General features: G+C 45.2%; 16 protein-coding genes. 9 read left to right on the top strand and 7 right to left on the bottom strand.

Translation table 11 applies throughout. The annotated features are described in order from the left end of the window. Positions 1-12: 12 nt before the first annotated feature. Positions 13-5910, bottom strand: a complete 5898-nt coding sequence (locus tag QTP81_RS16020; protein WP_289366865.1) for an alpha-2-macroglobulin — start codon at positions 5908-5910, stop codon at positions 13-15. A gap of 486 nt (positions 5911-6396) precedes the next feature. On the opposite strand from QTP81_RS16020, the gene QTP81_RS16025 reads away from it, so the two are divergent. Beyond that, positions 6397-7497 carry a mechanosensitive ion channel family protein gene (locus tag QTP81_RS16025; RefSeq protein WP_289366866.1) on the top strand — a complete coding sequence of 367 codons (1101 nt, stop codon included), beginning with the start codon at positions 6397-6399 and terminating at the stop codon, positions 7495-7497. A 208-nt stretch (positions 7498-7705) separates the two neighbouring features. Next, positions 7706-8713 (top strand): zinc-binding metallopeptidase family protein, encoded by a 1008-nt coding sequence (locus tag QTP81_RS16030; RefSeq protein WP_434532997.1) that lies wholly within the window; start codon positions 7706-7708, stop codon positions 8711-8713. Between the two features lie 22 nt (positions 8714-8735). Here QTP81_RS16030 and QTP81_RS16035 read toward each other — a convergent pair whose 3' ends face one another. Continuing rightward, the gene (locus tag QTP81_RS16035; protein WP_289366870.1) at positions 8736-9470 is read right to left on the bottom strand and encodes a proteasome-type protease; all 735 of its coding nucleotides are present in this window, start codon (positions 9468-9470) and stop codon (positions 8736-8738) included. Between the two features lie 82 nt (positions 9471-9552). Between QTP81_RS16035 and QTP81_RS16040 the strand changes: the two genes are divergently transcribed. From QTP81_RS16040 to QTP81_RS16050, 3 genes are read left to right on the top strand one after another with little or no spacing between them, the layout of a single operon-like run. After that, the gene (locus QTP81_RS16040) at positions 9553-11007 is read left to right on the top strand and encodes a circularly permuted type 2 ATP-grasp protein (RefSeq protein WP_289366871.1); all 1455 of its coding nucleotides are present in this window, start codon (positions 9553-9555) and stop codon (positions 11005-11007) included. Position 11008: 1 nt separating this feature from the next. Next, complete coding sequence (locus QTP81_RS16045) at positions 11009-11929, top strand: alpha-E domain-containing protein (RefSeq protein WP_289366873.1); 921 nt, start codon at positions 11009-11011, stop codon at positions 11927-11929. Positions 11930-11977: 48 nt separating this feature from the next. Beyond that, positions 11978-12922 carry a glycerophosphodiester phosphodiesterase family protein gene (locus QTP81_RS16050; RefSeq protein ID WP_289366875.1) on the top strand — a complete coding sequence of 315 codons (945 nt, stop codon included), beginning with the start codon at positions 11978-11980 and terminating at the stop codon, positions 12920-12922. Here QTP81_RS16050 and QTP81_RS16055 read toward each other — a convergent pair. Together QTP81_RS16055 and QTP81_RS16060 are read right to left on the bottom strand one after the other, a co-directional pair. After that, positions 12897-13340 carry a hypothetical protein gene (locus QTP81_RS16055; RefSeq protein ID WP_289366876.1) on the bottom strand — a complete coding sequence of 148 codons (444 nt, stop codon included), beginning with the start codon at positions 13338-13340 and terminating at the stop codon, positions 12897-12899. The genes QTP81_RS16050 and QTP81_RS16055 overlap by 26 nt on opposite strands. 58 nt (positions 13341-13398) lie before the next feature. After that, positions 13399-15342 carry a GGDEF domain-containing protein gene (locus QTP81_RS16060; protein WP_289366878.1) on the bottom strand — a complete coding sequence of 648 codons (1944 nt, stop codon included), beginning with the start codon at positions 15340-15342 and terminating at the stop codon, positions 13399-13401. Positions 15343-15593: 251 nt separating this feature from the next. Here QTP81_RS16060 and QTP81_RS16065 point away from each other — a divergent pair, with 251 nt between their 5' ends. Both QTP81_RS16065 and QTP81_RS16070 read left to right on the top strand, forming a co-directional pair. Further along, on the top strand, positions 15594-17564 hold the full coding sequence (locus QTP81_RS16065; protein ID WP_289366880.1) for an aminotransferase class I/II-fold pyridoxal phosphate-dependent enzyme: 1971 nt from the start codon (positions 15594-15596) through the stop codon (positions 17562-17564). An 87-nt stretch (positions 17565-17651) separates the two neighbouring features. Further along, positions 17652-18572 (top strand): cation diffusion facilitator family transporter, encoded by a 921-nt coding sequence (locus QTP81_RS16070; protein WP_289366881.1) that lies wholly within the window; start codon positions 17652-17654, stop codon positions 18570-18572. Between the two features lie 134 nt (positions 18573-18706). On the opposite strand, the gene QTP81_RS16075 is transcribed toward QTP81_RS16070, so the two are convergent. From QTP81_RS16075 to QTP81_RS16085, 3 genes are all read right to left on the bottom strand, one after another. After that, positions 18707-21826 (bottom strand): TonB-dependent receptor domain-containing protein, encoded by a 3120-nt coding sequence (locus tag QTP81_RS16075; protein ID WP_289366883.1) that lies wholly within the window; start codon positions 21824-21826, stop codon positions 18707-18709. Positions 21827-22061: 235 nt separating this feature from the next. After that, positions 22062-23846 (bottom strand): tetratricopeptide repeat-containing sulfotransferase family protein, encoded by a 1785-nt coding sequence (locus QTP81_RS16080; RefSeq protein WP_289366884.1) that lies wholly within the window; start codon positions 23844-23846, stop codon positions 22062-22064. 136 nt (positions 23847-23982) lie between these two features. After that, on the bottom strand, positions 23983-24327 hold the full coding sequence (locus tag QTP81_RS16085) for a hypothetical protein (protein ID WP_289366885.1): 345 nt from the start codon (positions 24325-24327) through the stop codon (positions 23983-23985). Between the two features lie 365 nt (positions 24328-24692). On the opposite strand from QTP81_RS16085, the gene nrdG reads away from it, so the two are divergent. Further along, the gene (gene nrdG / locus QTP81_RS16090; protein WP_289366886.1) at positions 24693-25172 is read left to right on the top strand and encodes an anaerobic ribonucleoside-triphosphate reductase activating protein; all 480 of its coding nucleotides are present in this window, start codon (positions 24693-24695) and stop codon (positions 25170-25172) included. Next, positions 25156-26946: an anaerobic ribonucleoside-triphosphate reductase gene (gene nrdD / locus QTP81_RS16095; RefSeq protein ID WP_289366887.1), complete on the top strand. Its 1791-nt coding sequence runs from the start codon at positions 25156-25158 to the stop codon at positions 26944-26946. The genes nrdG and nrdD overlap by 17 nt, the downstream gene beginning before the upstream one ends. Positions 26947-26984 lie beyond the last annotated feature (38 nt).

The raw sequence follows: 26984 nt of genomic DNA on the forward strand, positions 1-26984 counted from the left end.
GTAAGAGGCTGATTACTCAGCGCCAGCGACGGTAAAGGTCGCTGTAGCTGAAGTCCCTGAGACACTCAAATCGTACATCGATTCGGCTTGTGTTTGTGGGACAACAAAAGTTCCTGCAGCTGTTAGTTGAACTTGATACTGAATCTCGGTCATACGCGCAGATACTTGGCCGTAATATACAATCCTATCGTCGCGAATATCGATATACTGTGAATTCCAACGCCCAGCTGTTCTGTCGACAGAATTACGCAATACTTCGAATCCTCCGGGAAGTAGGTCGATAACTGCAACATTGTTAATCACTTCCTGCGCTGTTGCTCGCAATCGAATACGCACAGTCAATTCATCACCAACTGTGGCCTCGTTGACCACTTCGCCGTCACTGTTGAGGAAGTCACGTAGTACCTCGATTCCACTAGTTTCAGCCGTTATTGGTTGTTGCCAATGATCCTGTGCAGGATAGCCAGCTTGAACATCGACGAAGTATAAAGGTTGCTGCTCAAACTCCGGCAGTGTTGCACTGACTGTACTGGCATTGCTCGCGTATTCAATGCGTGCAAATGGCGTAAAGCTCGGCGCTATTACCGTGCGCTGTCCATCGACGACTTGCGTAAAGCGAATGCTTTGATCAAGGGTTCTTACATGTTCATCGCCCAACTGTTGATGCACTGCGCCAAGTGCGAGCATACTGTATGCGGCGGAAATGGTATTGAAATAGCCACGATAAATGGCCGTTGTCACTGACTCAATCGCTGCCGGCGCAATAGTGGGTAGCTCATCGCTAAAGTGCTTTGCAACTAAATACAAATACTGTGCATCTAATGCAAGACCGTGCATCGCTCCACCAATGGCTTGCTCAACCCGTTGGTCAGAGTCATTTAATTGATATCCCGCTAACAATTGCGCCGCCAGTTCTTGCTGCTGCAATAAGGCGAAGCTTGCGGCCATATACGTACTGGTAACGTCCGCTTGCCAAGCAGACGTAAAGTGTTTCTGCAAACGCGCTTGTAAATCGACGAGTAAATTGGTTGTTACCGTGCCGCTGCGGGTTATTAAATAAATCGCCTGAGCCTGTGTGCGCATATCGACTAAGCGGTGCTGACTGACTTCATCAATGGTCTGGCGCAAGAGATTTTGTGCTTCGCCTTCAATGTAGTTAAGTGCACTGTTGAGCATGTTTGTCGGTACAGCGAAGCCGAGCTCCTTGGCATCGAGCAAAAACTGCGTAACGTAAATTGTCACTGCATTGTCGTCTGAACGCGCGCCCGGCCAATAGGAGAAACCGCCGCGATAGCTCTGACGCTGCTGCAACGCGCTTATCACGGCTTCAAAATGCTGCTCTATCACATCGTTATCAGGCGCATAGTCGCGTAACGATGCCAGTCCAACGAGTGGAAAAACCTGACTGACGATTTGTTCAGTGCAGCCATGGGGAAAGGCTGCGAGATAATCACTTAAACCGGCGCCAATAACCAGCGGGCTAATAGAAGCATTGAGCTGTTGTGTGGAATACTGGGGATAAAGCACAGTGTTGATATTGCGCGTGAGTTCGCCTTCTGCGTCTACACCCGAGGTAATCGCCACTTTGAAAGGAGACGCCGGACGTACGCTAAAGCTTGCCTGACGCTTGGCCTGCCATGTTTTGCCTGTGGCATCGGTCAGATCCGCAGCGAATACCAGACGACCTTCACCCATTTGGCCAGTTGTTTTGAGTCTGAAGGTCACCGCTTTTTCTTCACCCTCTGCGACGGCTAATGTCAGGGATGATTCGCCAACGACTTCAACGTGCTCACTGGTTGTCAAACGGAGGGCAACCTGAGCATCTGAAGGTGTATTCTCGACTAAATTGATAAGGCCAAGCGTGACTTCAAACTCGTCTCCAGGAGCAACCTGATTGAGAACATTTGGTGTTAAAACAAACGGGCCGCGCACAACATTATTCGCTTGCGTACTGCCCATTGCATCATCGTTTACCGCTACTGCCATAACTTGCAAACCACCGGTGAAATCATCCGGTACAGCGAAGTCAACAGAGTTAACACCTGCTTGAGCATCGACTATACCAGACCAATAAACGACTGGTTCTCTGACACTACGAGCAAAGGGGTTTTCGGTTGTGCGCAGTCGCGATCCCGTGACAAGAACTCGGTTCCTCTGCGCTTCGGCGTCACCGCCCGGCGCACTGAGCTCCTGCATGATCTTAAAATCAGGCAACAGTAAGTCCATGATTTGCATGGTACGAACAGACAGTGCTTGTTTACGTAAGAAGTGATCAATTGGCTCTGGTAGACGATAATCAGCCACTTGTAAGATCCCCATATCGACGGCATAAACCACCAATTTAGAGGTTTGCTCAACGTCAACGTCGATACGCATGACCTGCCCTGGTTGGGCAATTTCAGGGATCGTAATATCCATATCGATATTGCGTTTTGAACGATCGATATAGAAGGGCTTGACCGCATAGCTCAATGGGCTTGTAAACACTTCAGGAGAGTCTACATCCCGAATATAGGCAACATTAACATATGCATTACCTTCAATATCATGAGGAATTTGAATGGAATGCACAGAACTCAGCGATGTTGCTGTAAACCACTGGAATGCATGAACCTCATCGCTTTCGATTGATATCAAGCCGCTACCCAAATAGGGCGCTTGAATATTGAGCTCCAGGGTATCGCCGGGGCGGTAATCCGAGCGGTCGAGATTAAGCGTAAGCTCAGCGGTATTATCAATATTGCCGGTATTATTACTGGTACCAACAACGGTGTAGGAAATGGCTGTCAATACTCGGCCGTTGTCGCTGATAAATTCGACGATGTAGTTTCCTGGTGTCGCTGTCTCGAGTGGATATTCTTGCTCGGGTTTAGACAAATTGAGGGGGGATTCAGTAAGCAGTTCACGCTGTTTAATCGTTTCGTACTCATAGCGACCATTGTATTGTTTGACGAGTGTTGACACATTTCGCTGCTGGCTTACACGAACAGTTAGGTCTGTGAGCTGAACAGGATTGATTTCGGCGTCAACGGCAACCAGCGTTAAGATCCGTTCACTGCCTTTTTGTATGTAACTCAAATCTCCATTGACTTTGTATCCCATGAGATACGGCCACGGCGAATACCAGAATGCACGCGTTGCAAAGACCGACCGACCACCGGATGGCTCGAATCCTTCAGTCGTTACTCTTGCTATATAGGTACCGGCCGGGTATTGGCTGAAATCTAAATTAAAAACACTGCGCCCAGTTGCGTCAGTAGATTTTTCTGGGAGGTTAAACTCAACCGAGTCAATATTGTCATCGCCGCTTAATTCTGACACTTGCTGATTAAATGTGTAGCCGTCAAATTGGTCGAATTTAAATTCCGTTGGGTAAAGGGATACATTGCCTCGCACGCGTCGACTTTGCGCAGGTACACCGAACAGATTTACCAACTCTACGTTGGCTGTGACCGCATCCGCTGTCACCCAACCTTTGTCTGGAATGTCTTTAATTGTGGTCTGATTGGCAAGGGTGTCAGGTTGGAACGCCTCTACAGAGAAGTACACATAACCCACTTCTCTTGCCCGAGATTGTTGCTTGCCGCGGTTGCGGACTAGATACAAAGTGGCGGTATACTCGCCAGTGCTGAAATTGGGTTTGGTAACAAATTGATGGTCAAAGAAACCGAACTGACCAAGCGCCAGCGTGTGACTTTCTACTTCGTTGTACTGAGCATCACGAATAACTAGTTCTAGAGGGAAATCACTACTGGGTGCAAAATTCGCAGACTTGACGATTGCCGCTAAATTAACGGTCTCGCCAGGACGATAAATGCCGCGATCGGTAAACAGGAAGCCTTTAACTGCGTTGTTGTCTCCACCGTAATTGTACTCGCCGCCGACATCAAAACGCGAGAAGTTGATTTGTCGGCTGTAGCGATTGAATGGTATGAAAGACACATCGTCACGATGCGAGATAACGTAGACCGTTGGTGTTTTTTCTCGCTCGTAGCCCTCCGTTGAAGGGAACACCGCATAGCCATTAGCGTCGGTGACTTTACTAAATAACGCAGTACCGTTTTTCGCGACTAATTCGATTTTCGCACCACCTTGTGGTCTGCCGGCAGATAGTTGTTGCACGAAGACATGATGGCGATCGTCATTGTCGGTCTTCACTAAGACACCTAGGTCCGTGATCATTACGAGTCGCTGGTCACCTGCGCCGTATATTTGCCGTTCTCGTTGTGCATCCCAGCCGACGATTTCGACAAAGAACAGTCCCAGATTTTGACTGGATTGCTGCATTAACTCACCCAACGAGATCGACGCAAAATCAGCCTCTTTTATGTGTGTGGATTGCTGGCCAACGCGCAGGATCCTTTGTTCAAATTCTGCCAAATTCTCGGCACTGAAATCCCAACCGGTAAAATCTGGATTACTGATGTCGCCTTGAGTTTGTGAGACTAGGTGAAAAAGTGCATTGTCTTTTACTCGACCTATTCTGACTTTGACATGGTTTATACCGCGGGTAAGAAAGGGTAAACGCTGATCTGAACTCGTCGTTAGTATTGAACCATCGCCCATAATAGCGATTTCTTGCGGATAATCTGGTGCATTTAGCACTTTGTCAAACGGGGTGCGTTGCACGAATCCCTTGCTGGATTTCAAGCCGCTATTTACTCGCAAATACAACTGGTGTTTGGAATCAGTATCAAAGCGCAGTTGGAAGTCTCGACTGCTTTCCTCAGCTGTTGGCATTAGAACAAAGTCTAATTGCGGTGTTTGGGCCAGAATTTGTGGGGTGACTTCCCGTGGCGAACGCCAATAAGACTTTCCATTGGGTTGGTCGCTGTCGGGTAATACGTAGAGCTCTAACTTGTCCAATAACACTGCGCGTGAAATAGCATCGGTGAAGCTCAGCATCAAGAATTGCTCGGGCGTATTGTCTTCGTTGCGCAGAATTTCAGTGTATGACTCTTCAACTTTTAAGAAGCTATATTTATCGGGAATGACAACGCGCTCAATACTATCCTTTTGCAAACCTTCGCCGCCGATAGCGCTGGATACACCCGATTGCAGTTGGGCTTGAATGATGCGCGGCTGTTCAGGTAATTCGGTAACAGGAATAACCGCAGTAGCTGAAAATTGATTGTCACTGAAAGCAAAATCTACCGCTATTGGCTCTGAAAACTCCCCATCGTCGGCTTGATATCCAGCTTTAAACCTCTTTTTAAAACTGGCGATGTCTACGGGATGTGAAAAGCGATACTCAACGTAAGCTTGGCCAAGACCTTGGTCTGGGGTTAATTCAAAGCCATTACCGCGAACTTCAAACGCAAAAGGCTGGGTGGTAAATCGATACTCGTAAGACTCAAATTCTAGTCCGGAGCTAAATGTATCTTGCGTAAAGTTTAACGTATAGGTTTTGCCGGGTTCCCAGTCTGCGAGTGGCTTAAACTCGATAGTTCTATCGTCGTACCAGCGCCATTCACCCTCCACATAGGGAGTAATCGTGATACCTGAGTTAATCAAAGCATCAACGTCGGCCAAGGGGGCAACTGACGGAAACTCGGCCAGTTGTGAAAGATCGCCGCTGGATTCTGTGGAGGGCTGTTTGAATACGAATTGCACATACAACGGGTTGGGTTCAGCCTCAATATCGAATTCATATTCAGTTAAAGCGGGTGGTGACTCTATCTGAGCGGTGACCAGTTGCGGTTGAGGTAGGTTTTGGTAGTAATAAAATCCGCTGTATAAGGCGTAGGATAAGGCTGCAAAAGCAACCAAGGTAAAGGTGAAAGCTGCAGGTTTGCGTGTTCGAAGTTGATTTAGTGCCACTAGCCATGGCGGCATGGACCAACTAATTTGACCTACGAGCAAAGCGAGAAGCTTGATGGGCAACATCAGCAATCGAACTAAAGCTTGCATACCTATTCCTTTTTTCGGGGCATTTACTGCGTTTTATAGAGTGTTGACCATTTAAATCCAACCGCGTTCAATACAGCCAACACTATACTGGGAAGACGTGTTTTATAAGCATAGGCAAAAACAGGTAACTTTCCTCCTTGCCAATCACTTAAAGCAAATAAAAATAGTTATCAATTGCATTTGCATCGGCGCTTGTTTATTGTATAGTGCACTTGCTTAGTAAGGTAAGCGATTGAGTGTCACTGGTCCTGGCTCAATCATAGCGGGCAAGCCTACTCCAGAGGGCTTGCCCTTTTTTTGTTTGCAGTTCACGCTTGAATGGTTGGTGCAACTTATCCCAAACTTAGTGCACTCGTTTTTTATGAGTATACATGAAAAACATACCTGACTGATTACACTCACTTTTTTGCTCTTATGTTAGCGCTTTTTAGCGGTGCAATAATTGCAGTCCTTGTTGGCAAGCAATCGTGCGAGAGGGTGACAGTGATGACTAGCAAGCAAGCGGTATTAAATTGGTTTACTGAATTTGTGCCATTTTGGGCGATGGGTCCTTTCGTTTTCTTTAGCGTTTTTGTGTTGCTATGGCTGTTAAAACGCGGACTGTATTTTTATCTTCGAGAATGGGCCGCAGCAACAAATTACTCATGGCCGGGTATTGCTATTCGCGCAGCGAAGCGGCCTTTAAGCTTAGTGATACTCGCCATTAGTTTATTGCTTACTACACAGTTTCTGTATTGGTATGAAGTTTTTGCGCAGCAGTGGGTAACACATTTAACCCTATTGGCGAAGCTATGCTGTATTTTGGCCGTGTTAGTATATGCCGACCATTTTGGCCGCATGACTGTCACGCGGATAACTACCAAAGGCAGCGGTCTACGCAGCAGCGGTACATTACTACGCGGCTTACTACGCGGTGTCATCATTGTCCTTGGCGTGCTGCTGGTGTTTAGCGCCGTGGGTATATCCATCACGCCATTAATCGCGTCATTAGGTATTGGCTCATTAGCCGTCGCGCTAGCACTGCAGCCAACGCTAGAAAACTTTTTTTCTGGTATACAGATGCTCGCAGATAAGCCTATTCGGGTTGGTGATTTCATCGAGTTGGATTCCGGCGAACAGGGGTTCGTTGAAAAAATCGGTTGGCGCTCCACCTGGATAAAAATGTTACCCAATAATATTGTGATCATGCCCAATAGCGTGTTGGCGCAGTCTAAAATCATCAATTATTACTACCCTGAACGACAACTTTCCGTGCCGGTAGACGTTGGTGTTCACTATGACTCCGATTTAGACCACGTTGAGAAAGTAACACTCGAAGTCGCCCATGAAATTTTGCACAGTCATAAGTGGGCGATTCCCGATTATGAAACCTTTGTGATTTTCACCGGCTTTGACAATTCCAGTATCAACTTAACCGTAATGCTCAGAGCACAGGAGTATTTCAATCGTTTTTTCATTCGCTCGGCATTTATCAAAGCACTACACAAACGCTATGCCGAAGAGGGTATTGTCATTCCTTACCCTATTCGTGCAGTAAACTTGCATCAGGAGGGGAGTGATGACGTCCTGCGCACAAAAGCGGATTGAGTCTTAACTAGTTGTTTCTGATCCCCGATAGTGCTTGGCAGCAATAATTTTTAGCGGTATCTTCGCCAACCAAACTACGCTGCCTATAGTCTATGATTAGACACACTATTAGGCGTTTAATGACCTGAGATACTGAGATTTGAGAACTTTTACCTGCCAGTGCGGAAACACGTTACATTTTCCCAATACCAAGTGTATGGCGTGTGGTTTGACGTTAGGATTTATTCCCAATGAAAGTCGTTTAAGCGCATTTATCGAAAATGCTAATGGTGACTTGCAAGCGACATTTAATGGCAAATTATATAAGCGCTGTAAGAACTACAGTGAACATGATGTATGTAATTGGATGGTTGAATTAGATGACGAGCATGAGTATTGCGAGTCGTGTCGACTCAATGAGACCATCCCCAATCTCGATGAGCCGGGCAATATCAAGCTTTGGTACAAGCTCGAGCAGGCCAAGCGACGACTGCTTTATACTTGTCAGCGCTTGGAGCTACCTATTATTGGCAAAGGCGAAGACCCTGAAAGGGGGTTGGGTTTCGCTTTTTTAAAAGATCAAACTCAAGATGCCTACGGCAACGAGCTTACGGTAAAACAGTTTGTGACCACGGGGCATGCCAATGGTTTGATCACCATTAATGTGAATGAGGCCATTACCAGCGCGAGAATGGAGATGCGCGAAAAAATGGGCGAGCGTTATCGAACGTTACTCGGGCATTTTCGGCATGAGTCAGGGCATTACTATTGGGATCGCCTCATCGATGATAGTCCGCATATTGATGAGTTCAGGACTCTATTTGGTGATGAGCGACTCGATTATTTGGCAGCTTTAAAAAACCATTACGACAACGGTCCACCTGAAAATTGGCAGGAAACCTGGATTAGCGCTTACGCGAGCATGCACCCATGGGAAGATTGGGCTGAAACCTGGGCGCACTATCTGCATATGGTCGATACACTTGAAACCGCAAGTCAATTTGAGTTCAGTGTGTTTGGCAATCGAGTCGCAAATCCGATTTCCAGTGAAGCACATCGCGACAACGATTACAGTGCCATCACTTTCACCCATTTATTTAATGACTGGTGCCAATTGTCAACGGCTTTAAACAGTTTAAATCGCAGTATGGGGCACGATGATGCGTACCCGTTTGTGATCTCAATAAGTGCACTAAACAAACTGCGCTTTGTGCACAATGTGATAATGGCAAATTAGCAACATCGTGTCAGCTCTGTGCTTATTGTTCCCACTCAAACCGCGGTAAGCGCTTAAATGCGCGTTTTAAGCCCTCATTCCACTGTTTTTGCACGGATTTGTACAACATCGAGTTTTGACCTAGTACGCTGTGATAAGGCTCGCTTATTGCATTTTCTGTCAGTATGGCAAGTTCAATAGGTGGACCGACAGAAAGATTACTTCTGATCGTCGAGTCGACAGAGACTATGGCACAACGAGCCGCATCCTCTAAGCTTGTCGACTGGGTGATGAGGCGATCGAGAATAGGTTTACCGTATTTGTGTTCGCCTATTTGCAAATAAGGAGTTTCTGCCGATGCCGTAATGAAGTTTCCCTGTGGGTAAATCAAGAAAATCTCACTTGCTTGGCCTTTGATTTGACCGCCGAGAATAAAACTTGATTCATTACTTGATTTAGAGCGTGTCATTGCTTCGCTGTGACGGGTTTGCTCTTGTTGACTGAGTGCGCCTATGTAGCGCGCCACTTCATGTAAGTCTGTGCCTTTACTAATGTCAAACTGAGCTTCTGGATCGGCAAGGTCTTTTTTTATTCCGTTTACTACAGCCTGTGATGTCGCCAAACTTCCTGACGTGAGTAAAACCAGCACTCGATTATCTGCAAATACAAAACGACTCATTTTGCTGTAAGTAGCGACATTGTCGACGCCCGCATTGGTTCGAGAATCTGATGCGAAAACAATACCTTTGTTCACTTTTACGGCTAAACAGTAAGTCAAAACGTTGCTCCGGTTGGTTTGCTCGACTAAGGTATAACAATAGTTGTTTTAAAGGCAAACTGCAGTTTAGACGGAGTGTTAAATGGCAATTGAGTGGGACAAGTATCACGTTGGTCAGTTTTACGATGAGTTAATCGAAGCGCAAGGGAAACCGCGAGATTACGCCTTCCACTTAAGTGAATATTTGGCGGGGCTGAGTGACGCAGAGCTCACCGAGTATAAAGCAGCAGCTGATTCTGCGATCAAAGTCATGGGTATTACCTTTCGCGTATACAACGATGAGGAAGGCAGCATCGATCGCGCTTGGCCTTTTGATATCGTTCCGCGCTTAATTCCTTTAAACGAATGGCGTGAAATCGAGCGCGGCCTAAAGCAGCGCGTAAAAGCACTGAATATGTTTATTGATGATCTTTACAACGAGCAAAAGGTCATCAAAGCCGGTGTTTTTCCGGCGAATTTGTTAGAGAAATCTAAAAATTACTTACCGCAATGCAGGGGGGTTAGTCCGCCCTTGGGTATTTGGGCGCATATCTGTGGCTCTGATTTGGTTAGGGATCAAAACGGTACCATGTATGTGCTGGAGGACAACTTGCGGGTACCTTCAGGCGTTTCTTATATGCTCGAAAATCGTCAAGTTATGAAACGTGTGTTTCCGGAAATGTTTGAGCACTACGACATTTTACCGGTCGATGATTATCCATCTGATCTCTACGATATGTTGGCAGCACTCTCACCTCGGAATATTGAAGAGCCTGAAATCGTTGTATTAACACCTGGCATCTATAACTCGGCGTATTTTGAACACGCCTACTTGGCTCAGCAGATGGGCGCAGAGTTGGTGGTTGGCGACGATTTAGTGGTTGAAGATGACGATTGCGTTTATATGCGTACTATCCACGGATTGAGTAGAGTGGACGTGATCTACCGTCGTATTGATGATGCATTTTTAGACCCGGAGGTCTTTAACCCAGAGTCAGCGCTCGGTATACCGGGGGTCATGCGTGCGTGGAAGGCCGGTAATGTCGCACTGGCAAATGCGCCTGGATGCGGCGTGGCCGACGATAAAGTTGTTTACAGCTACGTGCCTAAACTGATTGAGTTTTATCTGGGTGAAGAGGCCATTTTGCCCAACGTGCCAACCTACCGATGCAACAATCCTGAGGAGCGCGAGTACGTTCTGGCTAATATAGAAAAAATGGTGGTGAAACCAGCAAATGAATCCGGTGGCTATGGCATGTTAATTGGGCCACATACGGATAAGTCAGAACACGACAAATTTCGCAAATTAATTGAGGCAGACCCTCGAAATTATGTTGCACAACCCATGCTTTTACTCTCTACAGCGCCGACTATGGTTAAAACCACGGCTGAAGGGCGCCATCTGGATTTACGTCCGTTCATATTAAGCGGCAAGGAAACCAAAGTGACCATGGGCGGATTGACTCGGGTTGCCATGGTTAAGGGTTCTACCGTGGTGAATTCATCACAAGGTGGTGGCAGTAAAGATACATGGATAATCGATACGGAGAATCAATAAGATGCTTTCAAGAGTTGCAAACAATCTTTGTTGGTTAGGCCGTTATTTGGAGCGCACGGAAAATACGGCGCGTTTAATCAACGTCAATGCCAATTTATTGCTCGATTTACCGCGAGGTATCACACTGGGCTGGGAGCCGATTGTTGATATCGTATCTGGAAAAGCACAATTTGATCAAAAGTACGCATCCGCGGAAGAAAAAAGCGTTATTACTTTTATGGTAAGTGACAGCGATTATCCGGGGTCATTACTTTCTTCATTGGGATACGCACGTGAAAACGCACGGACAATTAGAGAAATCATTCCGCGAGAGGTGTGGGAGCAGATCAACGAGTTGTACTTGTTCACCAAAGAGCAAGGAAGTAAAGCCATACCGCGGCGCACTCGTTATGAATTTCTGACGGAGATTATTGAATCTATCCAAAAAATCACGGGTATTTTAGCGGGAACTATGACTCACGATGAGGGCTATCACTTTCTGCGTATTGGCCGGAATATAGAGCGCGCTGATATGACTACAAGGATCATCGATGTGCGGTCGGCGTCCCTGCTTGAGAAAACCGAAAACGAACAAATAGCGTTTGAAAATTTACAATGGATGAGTGTGCTCAAGTCACTTTCTGGATATCAGATGTATCGGCGAGAAATGCGTCTGCGGATTAGTCGACCAGACGTACTCAAGTTTTTATTGTTAGAAGAACGTTTTCCGCGCTCTTTGTATCATACGCTTTGTGCCATGAAGGCGAGTTTATGTCATTTACCCAAACCCGATGCGATTATCAGTGACATTACACAGGTTGAAAAAGAGTTACTAAGCGCCAATCCACAATCGCTAAAGCAAGAGAAATTGCACACTTTTATTGATGAGATGCAGTTTGGTCTAATCCGAGTGTTTAACACGTTGAGTGAGGTTTATTTTTGAGTCAAGCGAGGTAAGATGCTAGCAACTTTGAGATTGAAAGATTTTGATATGGCTTCTTACCTTCGTTTATCGGCATGCACTGTTGGCGTTTTGGGCTCTTTGTGTATGACCTCTTTTGCCAGTGCGGGAGCCGTCCCCCCAAATGACTTTCTGAACCCTTCAGAAAATGTGGCTGAGTATATTAATTGTTTAGCCCACAACAAAGCCACGTTGGTTAGTGTGCATCGCGCAGGACCCAAACCTGGTTTCCCTGAAAACGCGCTAGAATCGATGCAAGAGGCACTTAAACAAGGGCCTATGTTGCTTGAAGTTGATATTCGCGAGACAGCCGATGGACATCTTGTATTAATGCATGATGTTACCCTAGACCGCACCACAACCGGATCGGGTGACCTAGGTGAGTACACCTTGGCTGAACTTGCTGACATCCGCCTTGTGGACAATGACGGCAATACCACAGAGTTTGCTATCCCGACACTACAACAAGTCTTGGCTTGGGCAGATGAGCGGGCTATTGTGCAATTGGATTTAAAGCGTGGTATTGATTACGCTCAAGTTGTAAAGGCGGTTGTTGAGGCTGATGCGGTTGATTCCACATTGATTATTGCCTATCGATTAGAGAACGTTTTAACCTCTATTGCGCTTGAGCCGAAATTAAGCTTTTCGTATTCAATAAACGATAGAGACGATCTAGCAGAGCTTGAGCAGGCAGGTGTTTCTGCATCACAAATCGTCGCTTGGACCGGAGTTGTTGATGGCGCTGACAAGCCAGTTTGGCCGGAGTTGGAAAGCTTAAATCTGCCATTCGCGGCAGGTGCATTTTGGCATTTAGAAAATGAAATGCTACAAACGGGTGATGTGCAGGCATACATCGATCTTGCCGAAGCTGGGGTCGATATAATTGGCTCAGACAACTATTGGATGGCTTATTCTACGCTAGCAACGCGACAGAATATTTCAGAGGCGATTAAGACTTGTGAGGGACGGTATTAAATCCTCGCTCAGCAAGCCAATTAAGTGCTCCTTGCTCGGTTTCAAAAATTTTTACCTGAATACCCGTTTGCTCATAAACCCTTTCAAACTGGTTTTTTACAATGGTCTCGACGACGGTTTCGCCGGTGACCAGTGCGCTTAGCGCCATACCGTGTAATGCGCGCCATTGAATCGATCGTCGCAATGCACTTTCAGCCTCTTTAGTTAATAGCGCCTGACCGTGAAGTAAGCCTAGAAAAGCCCAATTTTTTCCCGAGAACTTGTTAATAACATCCATCATGTCGCGGCCGTAGCGCTCTATCGCCTTTTTATCAGCAATTCCTTCGGCTGAAACCGCTACTACGTCGCCTAATACGGCAATTTGGTACTGGCCAAATTTACTGCGTAATTCAGCGTTAGGGTTGTCGAAAATCTTCATGGGTCGAATGTCATTTAATTAAATGCCCAGTATAAAATCTATAGTGGCCATTATTGGTTTAGTGATTACTGATTTTAACTTCAACAGCGCCACTTTGAATCGATTCTTGCAGCGGAATTGAACAGAGCCTGTCTAACTCATCTGTGTTGTTGATAGCACGATTATCGACGAACACCCAGCAATTTTTCCCTAGTGATTTGCCGTAATATAGTGCTGAATCCGCAAGACTTACTAACCGATCCCATTGTTCACGACCTCTGGAATCAACAAATGGATAGGTAACCACACCAATAGTACAAGTAACCGGTAACACGGTTCCATCTTCAATATCAAAAGGCTTATGGTTGATAACAGCGAGCAACCGATCTGCTATTTCCATCACTTTGGCTGAACTTTCACAGCGTGTTATAAACATGAACTCTTCACCACCCCAGCGCACTAAAGTATCAGCGCCTCTGGTCTGTTGCTGTAATCTTGTACTGAATTCTCGTAGCACGCTATCACCTATTTTGTGACCCTTTGTGTCGTTGATACGTTTGAAATTATCAATGTCAAAAACGTAAATCCCCATGACATCGCTATTACTTGTTCGGTCTAATAATGACAATTCCCGGTTGATATATTCTTCAAGAAAACGTCGGTTACCCAAATTAGTAAGCGGATCAAGAATGCTTAACTGGCGAAACTGATAGGCTAGTTTTTGCTTGTGCCGCCACTGCGTGTATATAAAAACGGCAATGAAGAATAAAACAAGCGCTACGGCGATAAATAATTTTCGCTGCGTAGCATGCGTTAACTCTCGTTCGTGTTGCAGCATTTCTTGTTGTTGCAGGACTAGAGACTTTAAATCTGACTCTTTCTGTAGCCTTCTCAATTCGGCACTAGAGGCTGCTGCTGCGCCTCTATTGCGCAACTGGGGTTCGAGTTTTTCGACAAATAATGTTTTTAATTTTTCCAGTCCAATGCGTGAAAACTGTGAGTTTTCTACGCTAGATAGGCGTTTGTATATATCGACTAGTACTTCAGTGCTGGTATCGGGAGACAAGTGAACACAACTACTAAGGTCAGTGCTCTTTTCCCAGAAGTTAGCAGCAAGCGCTCTATAACACGTAAGATAAGCCTCAACCGTTTCGTCACTATCAGGTAGAGAAGAAGCCTGAGCAATAAAGTCTTTGGCGTTGTCTAATTGATTTAAGTGGGCGGCCGCTAACGCTGAGAAGGTCAGCGAAGAAGGCGTGTAGTATGAGTCACTGGCGTTAACCTTGGTGAATGTTTGCAATGCTTTTTCGTAGTCATTGAGGTGAATAAAATACGCCACACCGGTATTGAAGTGGGTCAACATGATGGTGTCGAGTAATATATCGCGCTCGTATTGACTTTGCGCATGCTTTAGCTGTTCTTCACTTTTCTGGCGTATTTCAGTGAGTAAGGCAATGCCTTTTTGAATATAGCTATTATCGCCGTAAATTATATAGTTGGTGGCTGTGTCTAACATGATAGTCGTTAATAGCTCTTCAACATCTGAGGGCACCAGTTGTAAAGCCATTTCATAGCTGTGGTAAGCACCGGCGATATCACCATTTTGCGATTGCTTCCATGCGAGATTGTTGAGCATTTCAGCGGCCTCGATGTAGCGCTCATCAATTCTAGCTTGGTGGATCAATTCTAAGACTTGTGTTTGATATTCGGCAAAGCTGGGTTCACTCACCTCTAAGCACGACTCAAGATAGTAATAGTCTTTCCTTACCGGAGGATGCGAGCGACACAGTGCATTCGCTTCTTGCCAGTGACCGAGAAAATAATGCTCAAAGAACAGTCCTCGGCTTACTTGATAAGTTCTGACCGGATCAGACTCTGTTTCCAGTTGTAAATTGAACCATTGCAGCCTTTGTTGTTCTGACCGCTCGTAAATTTCTGCGGGCAGTGGCGGCGCATTAATGAAGTCCTCGAATGTCACAGAAGCCGCACAAGGCCAACAGGTAACGCTTATGATGATAAGCAATAGACGCCTGTATTTACCTAGGGTGATCACGATAACTGTCCCTAACTCACAAGAATTGGTATTCGAAGGTTATGGTAGCAATCAATCTTAGGTAACGTATACACCAAAACATAAAAATGAATGCCAAACACCTAGGGTTGGGTAATCGGGTATTTTTACGTCATAGTTCCCACGACAAAGGTCTGGTTCGGCGTTACACTTTATCTACAGCTAAGCAGTGTTCGTGCTGATGTTGAAAGAATGGATAGGTAATGCGACCCGCGATAAAAATTCTAGTTATTGAAGATGAAACGCTGTTACTTGAGCAAATTACTGCAAGTATTGGCAAGGTGATTGATGATTTCGACCGCGATGATGTTGAGATCAGTTTGCTCGAAGCCAGCTCTGTCGCTGCAGCATTGGCTTTGGTCAGGGATGATGGTGATATTCAAGCGGTTGTGTTCAGCTGGGATTCCATAGTATTTGAGTTTGAGTTGGCCGCACATTTAACCAGCGATAGCGGCGCTGCCGATGCTCAAAGGGACGATGACAAAACACCAATAGAAAACAACGCTAAGGTTATTGCCGCGATAAAATCAATTCGCCCAGAACTGCCGGTATATGTGCTAGGTGACGCGGTGAAAGGGCTTGATATTGTCAATCAAGCGCGCGGAATTGAATCGTTTTTTTATCGCAACGATATCATCTCTGACCCGGAGTCAATCTTGGGCTATATCATCAATGACTTTGATGATCGCAATGAAACGCCTTTTTGGACGGCGTACAAAGATTATGTAGTTGAGGCTAACGATTCTTGGCATACACCCGGGCACAGTGGGGGAGCAAGTTTTAGAAACTCGCCGTATATCAGTGATTTTTATCGCTTCTTTGGCAGAAATGTTTTTGTCAGTGACTTATCGGTAAGCGTCGATTCGCTGGGGTCTTTATCGGATGGCACACATGCGATTGGCAAAGCGCAAGCAGCTGTTGCCAATACGTTTGAAGTACGTCATTCGTATTTTGTTACTAATGGGTCATCGACGTCCAATAAGATAATTTTACAAACCCTTTTGCGCGAGGGCGATAAGGTTATAGCCGATAGAAACTGCCACAAATCAGTGCATTATGGCATTATTCAAGCGCGTGCTATGCCGATTTATTTAGACAGCGTTTTTAATGCTCAGTACGGTATTTTTTCACCGCCGAAGATGACGCAAATTAAGTCGCTAATTGAACAAAACACCGATGCAAAGCTAATAGTACTGACCGGATGTACTTATGACGGCTTACTTACAGATTTGAAACAAGTCGTTGATGTTGCCCATCAACATGACATCAAAGTATTCATTGACGAGGCGTGGTTTGCCTATTCTCTGTTCCATCCAGCCTTGCGTGGTTACTCGGCGATAGCCGCGGGCGCTGATTACATTACTCACTCAGCGCATAAGGTGGTTTCAGCGTTTTCACAGGCGTCATTTATCCATGTGAATGATCCTGAATTTGATAAAGACTTCTTCAAAGAAGTCTTTGCTATTCACACCAGTACGTCGCCCAAATATCAACTAATTGCCTCTTTAGATGTGTGCCGCCAACAGTTAGAGATGGAAGGCTACAAGATCCTCAATGAATTACTCAGTAACGTAGCAGAGCTAAAAGCGCAAATGGCTAAATTCACGCGTTTACGCATTTTGTCAGCGCAAGACTTTGCAGTCATGTTTGATCATTTTGAGACTGACAACATTGGCCATGATCCGCTAAAAATTCTTATCGATGTATCGGCGTTAGAATATTCAAATCAAGAAATCCACCGATTCCTTATGGATGAAGTAGGGCTCGAAATTGAAAAGTTTACCCACAATACAATTTTAGTGTTACTTACATTGGGTGGCATGCGCTCTAAGATTGTGCGGTTGTACAATGCCTTAAAACGGTTAGACGATGGTGCTGTGAACTTAAGCAAGCGTAAGAACAAGAGTGCGTTACCCACTGAAATTCCGCCGATTCATTTGAGCGATTTACCGTCGAAAGCGTTTTTTAGCAAGCGCGAAGCGATTCCATGGCAAAGTAGTGTAGGGCGTATTGCGGCTGGTTTGGTAACCCCGTATCCACCAGGAATTCCGTTGATTGTGCCGGGACAAACAATAGAGTATGCGCACATTGAATACTTGCAAGCGCTGGCGAGTCAAAAATTAACGGTACAGGGGATCTACGACGGTGATGTATATGTGGTTTGCGATGCTTAAAAAATAATCAAATATTTCGTTGCTTCCCTCTATCATTTTTCTTAAACAAGAGTAGAATCCGCGCACCTTGAATTCGGGTTTAGCCCCATGGCCATAGGCTTTCATCAACTTGAAGAGAAGCGCTTATTGACGCTCTCTTTTTATATTGCAGGTGCTTTTGTTGTTATTGCATTTGGGTTTGCTATTGCAACGCACTCCGGCGCGATTTTATTTGACGCGGCGTATTCACTGATTGCATTTGTCATGTCAATGTTAACCCTCAAGGTTGCCAACTTAGTACAGCGTCCTGATGACGACCGATTCCACTTCGGATACACCGCAATCGAGCCCACACTGAACATGTTTAAGTCGTTGATTATTATCGCAACGTGTTTGTATGCGGTGATAAGCTCAATCAATAGTATGTTAGCGGGCGGACATGCGGCCGATTATGACACTGGTATGTTTTATGGGGTTATCGCAACGCTTGGGTGTTTTGCAACCTCACTGTATATGCGTTTTAAAGGCAAAAATCTAGTATCTGATTTGGTCAAAGTAGATGCACACACATGGTTGATCGATGGTGTATTAAGTGCCTCAATATTGTTGGCATTTATTTTGGCTTACGTGCTGCAATCCACTCAATATGGCGCGCTTGCTCCTTTCGTCGACCCTGTTTTATTAATTGTCTTGGGCTTGGCTATGTTGCCCGTGCCGGCGAAAATTCTGCGTGACAGCCTTAACGAAGTTATCAATAAAGCTCCGCCTGAAGCTGTCTCAACCGTAATTGAGAAGAAGCTTAAAAAGACACTGGGTGATGTGCCTTATGAGCATGTTGAAGTTCGCATTAGCAAGCGTGGTAGAGATATTTATCTACTCGTGCATATCATTGTTGATGATGCATTCTCGATAGCGACGATTAGTGAGCTCGATGCGATCCGTTTGAAATGTGAAGCAGAAATGCGTGAATGGGAGCCCGCTATTATTATGGATATCTTGTTCATTCAGGATCCGGAATTAGCGGAGTAAAGCGTTCGCACTTAAACCGATGTAAAATTGCGCGACTACGCCTATTTGTAGGTAGAAATTATCACTGACTTTGGTCACTGAATAAAAAAAGCCGTGACGGTTACCCAGCACGGCTTTTTATTATGCCAAAAACCTTATTCCATATAGTAATTTACACCAATGAAGAATGTGCGCCCTCTTGGACCCACTGGCCATGCAAGTTCAGTTAAGAATGGCTCTTCATCCGCAAGGTTATTGATACCGCCGAAGATCAATAGATTTTCGTCAATTTCATAACTTGCGTTAATGTCATGGATAGTCACACTGCTGTAGAAACCGCCATCGGCGAATAGTGCTTCGTTGCCATTGATACCTAATGAACTTTCAACCGCACCATATGCCTGACGGCTTTGATACGTTGTTTGGAATGCCATGCTCAACGGACCACGTGTCCAGCTTAGTTCAACATTACCCGATGTTTTCGGCGTTTGAACTTCTTCTAACACAACGTTGACATCGGTTGGGTCAGTAGGGTTGAAGAAGCGATTGAGCGCTTCTTGACGAGTACCGACAAGATTGATACCAAACTCATCCTCTCCCACTTCGAAGGTATAGTTGACCGAGAAGTCATAACCATCGGCTTCGATTCTGGCGAAGTTAATTTCACCTGTCGTTAGGCTGTTAAGGCCACCATCTGCACGTCGAGTGAACTGGTCACAGAAACCAAGATTAGGGAAGTTCGTTGAATCGTAACAACCGTCTAATATGTCAGATGCACTGACTGCGTCAATTGCATCTTCGATTTCCATGTCCCAGTAATCGAGCGTTACGGTTAACCCTTCGATAAACGACGGTCTGAATACTGCACCTAATGTGTAAGTCTCTGCCGTTTCTACGTCGAGCTCCGGATTACCACCAGATGTGCCACTGAAGCGGGCTGTCAAAGGGTTCAACCAAATGTAGTTGCCATTGCCATCAACAATGTCCGACGTCGGTACGCCCACAGCTTGTAATGAAGCAACACAGTTAGCTTGACGCTGAGCGGTACCGGCATTAACGTTTGCTGGGTCGCACGGATCTTCGTTGAGATTAACAGTGATCGGCAACTGAGGATCGAACAGTTCGGTAATGTTCGGAGCCCGAACCGCTTCTGACACTGTACCACGGAGGTTAAAGTCTTCTACAGGGCTATATGAGAATCCAAGTTTCCATGTTGTTGCGCTACCGAGAGTTGAGTAGTCAGCCATACGAATAGCGCCGTCAACGGTAAATTCATAGGCATATTCACGGTCGAGGAAAATCGGCAAGCGCACTTCCACGAACGTATCCCAAACATCATATTCACCGGCAGTATTGAATTGCTGCACATTATCTATACCGGTTATAAAGTTTAGCCATGGAGAGACTTCACTTACCAATACGCCCGGTGTGAAAGAGGTTCCTTGCGGAAGGATACCGAGCTCGATAGGATCTAGGCGATTATCACTTGATTCCTCACGATACTCGAAACCTGCTGCGTAACCAATCGCATCGTCCAAGATGCTGTCCAGCACTTCAAAAGAACCAACAGCAGTTAAAGATAATACGGTTTGCTCAACAGTCAGCTTGTCTTGCTTGCGCACCGATATAAAGTCTTTGGCAGCATCGCTCAATGCATTAGTACCAAATGGATTTAACGGTGCACATTGACCATCACCTGGAGTAAAGGTGTAGTACTGGTCGCTGAAGAAGTTGCCATTCGCATAGTTGACATTAAAGGCAAAATAATCAATTTCATAGGCTGCGTTCGGATCCAGATCTGAACGACAGACAATGTTACCATTTCCATCAGTGGTGGCATCAATGGCTGCAAAAATACGATCGATGTATTGATCGGTATATTCAGTAGTATTGGTGAAACGACCGTGGTTAACGGCGAACTCTAACGAGTGATTAATATCGTAATCCCAGGTAAAGCCACCGACAAAACGCATGGTTTCGCGCTCATAGGTTGTTGGATCATTATCCCAAGCAATCGCGTCTTGGGTTAATAATAATCCACCGGTTTCCTCTACAACAGGTAACAGCTGCTCTGGTATAAAGGGGTTATCTGGCAGAATAAACAACGTATCGTAGTAAGAGTCATACTCTGAATAAACATTACTTTCAGTATTCACATACTTAGCTTCGAAGAACACATTTAAGTCATCCGTGAGCTGATAGTTACCGTTTAAGTTAACCACGACTTTATCGGTATTAGGCATCAAAGTGTCATTGTCGAAGTTAAATTTACCACCGTCACCGCCACTACTTAACAGGCCGTCGTATATTGGACCGTCAGTGTTAACACGCACAGTGCCATCAGGGTTGGTTACCCAACAACCCGCTAGGAAGCCCGTTTGTCCGCCAAGTGACTCCTGACAGTCGGGGATACCGTTAGCATTGATATCGACATAGAGAATATCGCGGCCACCAAAGGTAGGAGCAATTGAGCCTTCATTTGACGTTAACCAGTAACGAATGTCGTTGGCTAATATGCGGCGGCTACTATCATTCGGATCGGGCACGATAGAATGCAAACCATTATTTCTAGACCAATCACGGTCACCGTGCAGTAATTCTTCCTCTTTTTCTAAGGTAAGCGTTAACACCACATTACCTTTATCATCGTCGAAGTTCTTACCAAACGCACCATCAAAGGCAAAGCTTTCGCCGCCTGACTCTTCGGGGATCGCGCTAGTAGCATTTAATTGAATGCCTTCAAAGTCATCTTTTAAGATAAAGTTTACTACCCCTGTAACCGCATCCGCACCGTAAATCGCAGAAGCGCCACCTGTAGTGACTTCCACACGCTCAACCAAGGCGCGAGGTATAGTACTGATATCAACCGCCTGAGACCCTCGGAAGCCCGCAACATGGCGGCGGCCATTAACTAGAGTCAGGGTACGGTCAGCGTCCAAACCACGCAAATTAAGCGCATTGGCACCGGTTAAACTGTTTTCTGAAGTCGTTGAGGAAATTAAAGCTGGAATGTCGTTCACAACGTCGGCTAGGTTAAGTTCACCTGACAATGCAATATCTTTACTATCCAGTGACTGAATGGGTACCGAAGAGACGACGTTAGGGTCGGTGGGAATGCGAGAGCCTGTGATACTAATCACTTCAACCGTGGCTTCCTGTTCAGCTTGTGATTCTTGCGCAACAACGGTTCCCGTTGCACCTAAACCGAGCGCCGTTGCAATGCATAAAGACACTGCTGAGCGCTTAATACCATGATGTTGTGTGTGTGCTTTCATTTCGTTTACCTTAACGAGCTTTTTATTTATGGTTTTCGAGCATACTTTATGCCATCTCTGACAACCGCCGTATGAAGCGGGTTATCGTCGGCGTAGTGCAAATTTTCGCCGCTCTATGATAGATGCTAGTGCAAGCTTACGCACAATGATAGTGCAATCATGATTTTTATTGTAAAACGCCTGTATTTTTAGAGACTTGTAAATTTCACAGTACGATGTAGCAGACACTAGTCGGCTATAATAGCGAAGGGCACATATTTTGTTGCAGCTCTGCCAACTCGCTTTCGACTCTTTGCCATAGACCAACGCTTTTGGAATACAGAGGCTCTCGCACTTGCTCACTGCTTGCAGTATGTATTTTGCGAGGGTTTTGATGAAAGTGTAAACACCGTTCGTCATAGCATACCCCCACTTTATCCAACAACCGACGTATTTCCTGTTCTGGAGAGGCGATAAGCGTTTCGTACTGGATCGTAATGATGCGATTGGGTAGCACTGTATGCCAGTATTTCATCAATGCATCATAGGCATTCATTGCCTTAGCAATATCGCTCAGTTTATAGCTGAAATCGACACCCGCATGAAAAAACTGCTTGTAAAGACTAAGGCCACAATCCATTGGATGACGTCGAACATCAACGATCACTGCATTGGGCAGGATTTTATGGATAAGTCCAATCAGGCGATAATTAAACGGCTGTTTGTCGATAAAGTAGCGACTATTTTTACTTCTGAATACGCTACTTTTATTCAGATATAGTTGGCCAAGCTGGGTGAGTTCTTGCTGATTCAAATTGGGTAATGCAGCAAAAAAGTCGGATTGGTATTTGTTTTGACACATCCGCTGCGCAGCGCGCTCAACCGCAGGTAGCGTAGGTTGTTCGATGGTGCCTTCTATATCGGGATGGCTAGCGAGAATTTGTTCGATTAACGTGGACCCAGCTCGCGGCATTCCAACAACAAATATGGGGCAAGGCTTGCTACTGAACGGTTTCGCTTGTGGCGTTAATGACGCCGCCGTGTAGGCTTTTTTGCGTTGTTCAAACTCATTTTCCATTTGTTGTAAATGGTTGTTTTGGAGAGGGAATAGCTGGTTTGCGCGCACATATAGGGGGAAACTTGCTTCTATCCCGCTCGACAGTTCTGTTGCTTTAGCCAGAGCGAAAGTTGCAATAGATTTGGCTTTAGTTGGTCGCGATGGGTCATTGACAAAACGCTGAAGCGCACTGAGTTGGTCAGCAGAGAAATGATAGTTTTTCATATCCGCCAACGCCCACCACGCGTCCGCATTATTAGGGTCGGCGACAAGACTCGCTTTCAGCGCTTTTGTACTTTCATCGCGCTGACCCATAATGCGCAATGCTTGGCCTTGTATAAGTGCTAATTGACTCTGTTTTAAAGGCTCATTTTCAGCGAATTTTGTAGCCCTAGCACAGACTTCTACTAGCGTGTCTGTTTGGCTGTATTTGAGTAATAAGCCGATCCAACGCCACAGCGTTTCAAAGCACTCATTCAGCCCAGCGAGAGCTTCGGCACTTGTTAGTGCATTTTCGTAATCGTCTGCTTGTATATAACTATCCAGCATCAGTTGGCGCAAAGTTACATTGGCTGGCACAAACTGAATATGCTGCGCAAGAATGCAGGCACTTCTTTCTGGATCATTGTCTAAAAGTGCAAGATGAGCAAGTGTAAATAACGCCCGAGGATGATGTGGGCACTTCCTTAGCATCTCATGGGCAATTTGCGCGGCTTCTGAATAATCATTTCGGCCCATAGCCTGTTGGATCTGGTGAAACTCAGTTGTAAGCGGGTCAAATTGTTCAGCATGTTGAAGTATATCGCGTGCTTGTGTGAAGTATTGCGTCTGATACAAGCATTGGCTTAGCTTCAACCAGCCTTGGTAAAAAAGAGGTATTTGCTTGAGGGTTTGGTTTAGCAGTGCGATCGCGTGAGCGTGTTGCCCGTCATCAATGTAACGTTCAACGTGGGTTAATACGTGTTGCAATTGCTCCGTTTGCATAGCGAGTTTAAGGCTTTTAGTTGCGCTGATAATTACACTAGCAAATCAGAAAGCTCTGTCACTTGCAACTGCAGAGTTGGAATGCTCGCGCCTATCCCTTGATTCAACAATAAAAAGGGGCTTACGCCCCTTTTAATTATTCCTCAAATAGGATCCATCCGGTTTCAGTGCATACGTCAAACTTAGTATTTGTCACTACATCACCGTCGGCAAATACTGCCTTTAAATCAAACAAGCAGTAGCCAGAACCATCATCGATATTGATGATAAACTCGTTGCCTGGACTTAGGTAGTTACCATCTAGGATGTTTTCTTCCCAGCTTTCTGAGTCAATATTAGATGCATAAAACTCAACAATAGTGACGGAAGTGTCATTAGTGAGGCTGATGCGGCGGTCTTTACCATCATCGGACTGAGCTGTGGCTAATTGTGATAGTAGTAATGCGGTTATCGCACCTAGGATTTTTATTGTATTTTTCATGGGTGTTCTCGTTCTTTGCTGTTCAAAAAAAGGTGTGTGAGGTAATTAATGTTTGCAACTCAACTGTCTCGCAAACCTCGTTTTTGCGTTAAATAAATTTAGTCTCGCAAATTAATGTTTGAAACTGAAGAAGTAACTTCTCTCGAATGGTCGAAAATTCGGTGAATTAAAGTTTGAAACTGCTTGAGGTATTTCTTGTACCATACTGCACCCATCGCTATTACCTGTTGATTTATCTCCCCCCCTCAGAGTACTACAAACACTTAAAAGAGTGATTAGTAATTGCGAGCTTTGATCTGGATCAATACAGCATATAGTGCTCCATGTGCTTAAATAGCACAACATATAGTTATTTTGGTTTTCTAATGCAGCCCAACTTTAATTCTCTGGAACCTCAAGTGCTCTTCCAAGAAGTGCCTGATGAAGTGTCACTCGGTTTCACTATCACCGGTTGTAAACTGCGTTGTGAAGGCTGCCATAGCAAAGATATCTGGGACTGCAACGCAGGGGTACCGCTAACCAATAAACTGTTTGCAGCTTACCTGAAAAAATATGAGGGTTTTATAACCTGTGTGCTTTTCTTTGGTGGTGAATGGCATGCAGATGCGCTAATTGAAAAGCTCTGTATTGCCAGACAATCCCAGCTGAAGACCTGTCTTTATACCGGGCTGCCCAGAATATCGCCGAGAATCCAAGAACAATTGTCATTCCTGAAAACCGGTAAGTGGATTTTTTCACTTGGCGGACTCGACTCTCCGTCGACCAATCAAAAACTAATAAACGTCAATACAGGCGAATTACTAAACCATAAATTTTGGGAGAATACGTGTGCTAACGCTCGATGACAAACATATAAAACAAAAACTGCAGTTTATCGATAGTTACTTAAATGCTGAAACGGCTGCTGATGGCGCGAAGTTAGACGCCAACGCAAATGTGACGCACAAAAACATTGCCACGCTAGAAGCTGAGCTCATGAAAGACTATTTTATTCAGGTCAATCGTGCATTGGTGAGCAATAAAATTAAAGAACTATTTGGTCATGAACTAGCGCTTGAGTACCAGAGACAGATCGAGTCACATGAAATCTATGTGCATGATGAAACCAGCCTAAAGCCATATTGCACTTCAATCACCATGTATCCATTTCTTTTAAATGGATTGACTGAACTTGGCGGTGAATCCAAGGCTCCTCAACATATTGAGTCTTTTTGCGGCAGTTTTGTAAACTTGGTTTTTGCTATTAGCGCGCAATTTGCGGGCGCGATCGCAACAGTTGAGTTCTTGATTTACCTCGACCATTTCGCGCGACGAGATTATGGTGAAAATTATCTCAATACGCATGCTAAAGAAGTAGCTAATCATCTACAGCATGTCGTTTATGCGCTCAACCAACCAGCGGCTGCGCGTGGCTATCAAAGTGTGTTTTGGAATATATCGTTGTATGACAAATTCTACTTTGACTCAATGTTTGGCGAGTTTGTGTTTCCTGACATGAGCAAGCCCGAATGGGAGAATATTGAATTGCTGCAAGCATTTTTCCTGGAGTGGTTTAACAATGAACGTAAGCGAGCAGTGCTCACGTTTCCTGTGGTGACAGCGGCGATGTTGACTAAAGATGGGGCAGTCAGAGATCTCAATTTTGCTGCAACATGCGCTAAAGCAATGAGTGAGGGTAACTCATTTTTTGTATACCAATCCGAGAGTGCCGATTCATTAGCCTCATGTTGCCGATTGCGCAACGAGATCACCGACAATACCTTTTCGTATAGCTTGGGGGCAGGCGGTGTATCGACAGGCTCTATTAATGTCATCACTATAAATATGAACCGATTAATTCAGGATGGCAGAGATTTAAGCGCTGAGGTTCAGAAGATACACAAGTATCAAGTTGCCTATCGCCGGCTCATCGAAGAGTATAAGGCAGCGGGAGCACTGCCCGTTTATGACGCAGGCTTTATTAGCCTGGACAAGCAATTTTTAACGCTTGGAGTCAACGGTCTGGCAGAAGCCGCTGAGTTTCTCGGTATCGAAGTCGGTAATAACGCAAAATACAAAGATTTCGTTAGGGCGCAATTGCAAGTCATTTACGAACAAAACAGGGCTGCATCTGAGCAATTTAAGTGTCAGTTCAATACAGAGTTTGTACCCGCTGAAAACTTAGGCGTCAAAAACGCAAAATGGGACAAACAAGATGGATACGTTGTTAACAGAGACTGCTACAACAGTTATCTCTACCTTGTAGAGAATACGAATACCACCCATATCGACAAGTTTATCCTGCATGGGAGAGAGTTAAATCAATACCTTGATGGTGGTTCAGCACTTCACCTCAATCTTGAAGAAACGTTAACTTATAAAAACGCATTAAATCTTCTAAATATCGCTGCGAAAGCGGGGTGTAACTATTTTTGTGTGAACGTAAAAATTACGATTTGCAATACTTGTGAAGCTATCGATAAACGCACTTTATATGCGTGTCCATCATGCGGCTCTGAAGATATCGATCATGGAACTCGCGTAATTGGATACTTAAAACGTGTCTCTGCTTTTTCTAAAGGACGGAGGGATGAGCATGCCCTTCGTCACTACCACACTCACACGCGGGTTCACAATTAAGCTGGCGCAATGCAGTGTTTTTTTACCTAATAAGGGGT

The sequence above is a fragment of the Neoalteromonas arenosi genome (genome assembly GCF_030362855.1).
Classification (GTDB): domain Bacteria; phylum Pseudomonadota; class Gammaproteobacteria; order Enterobacterales; family Alteromonadaceae; genus Alteromonas_E; species Alteromonas_E arenosi.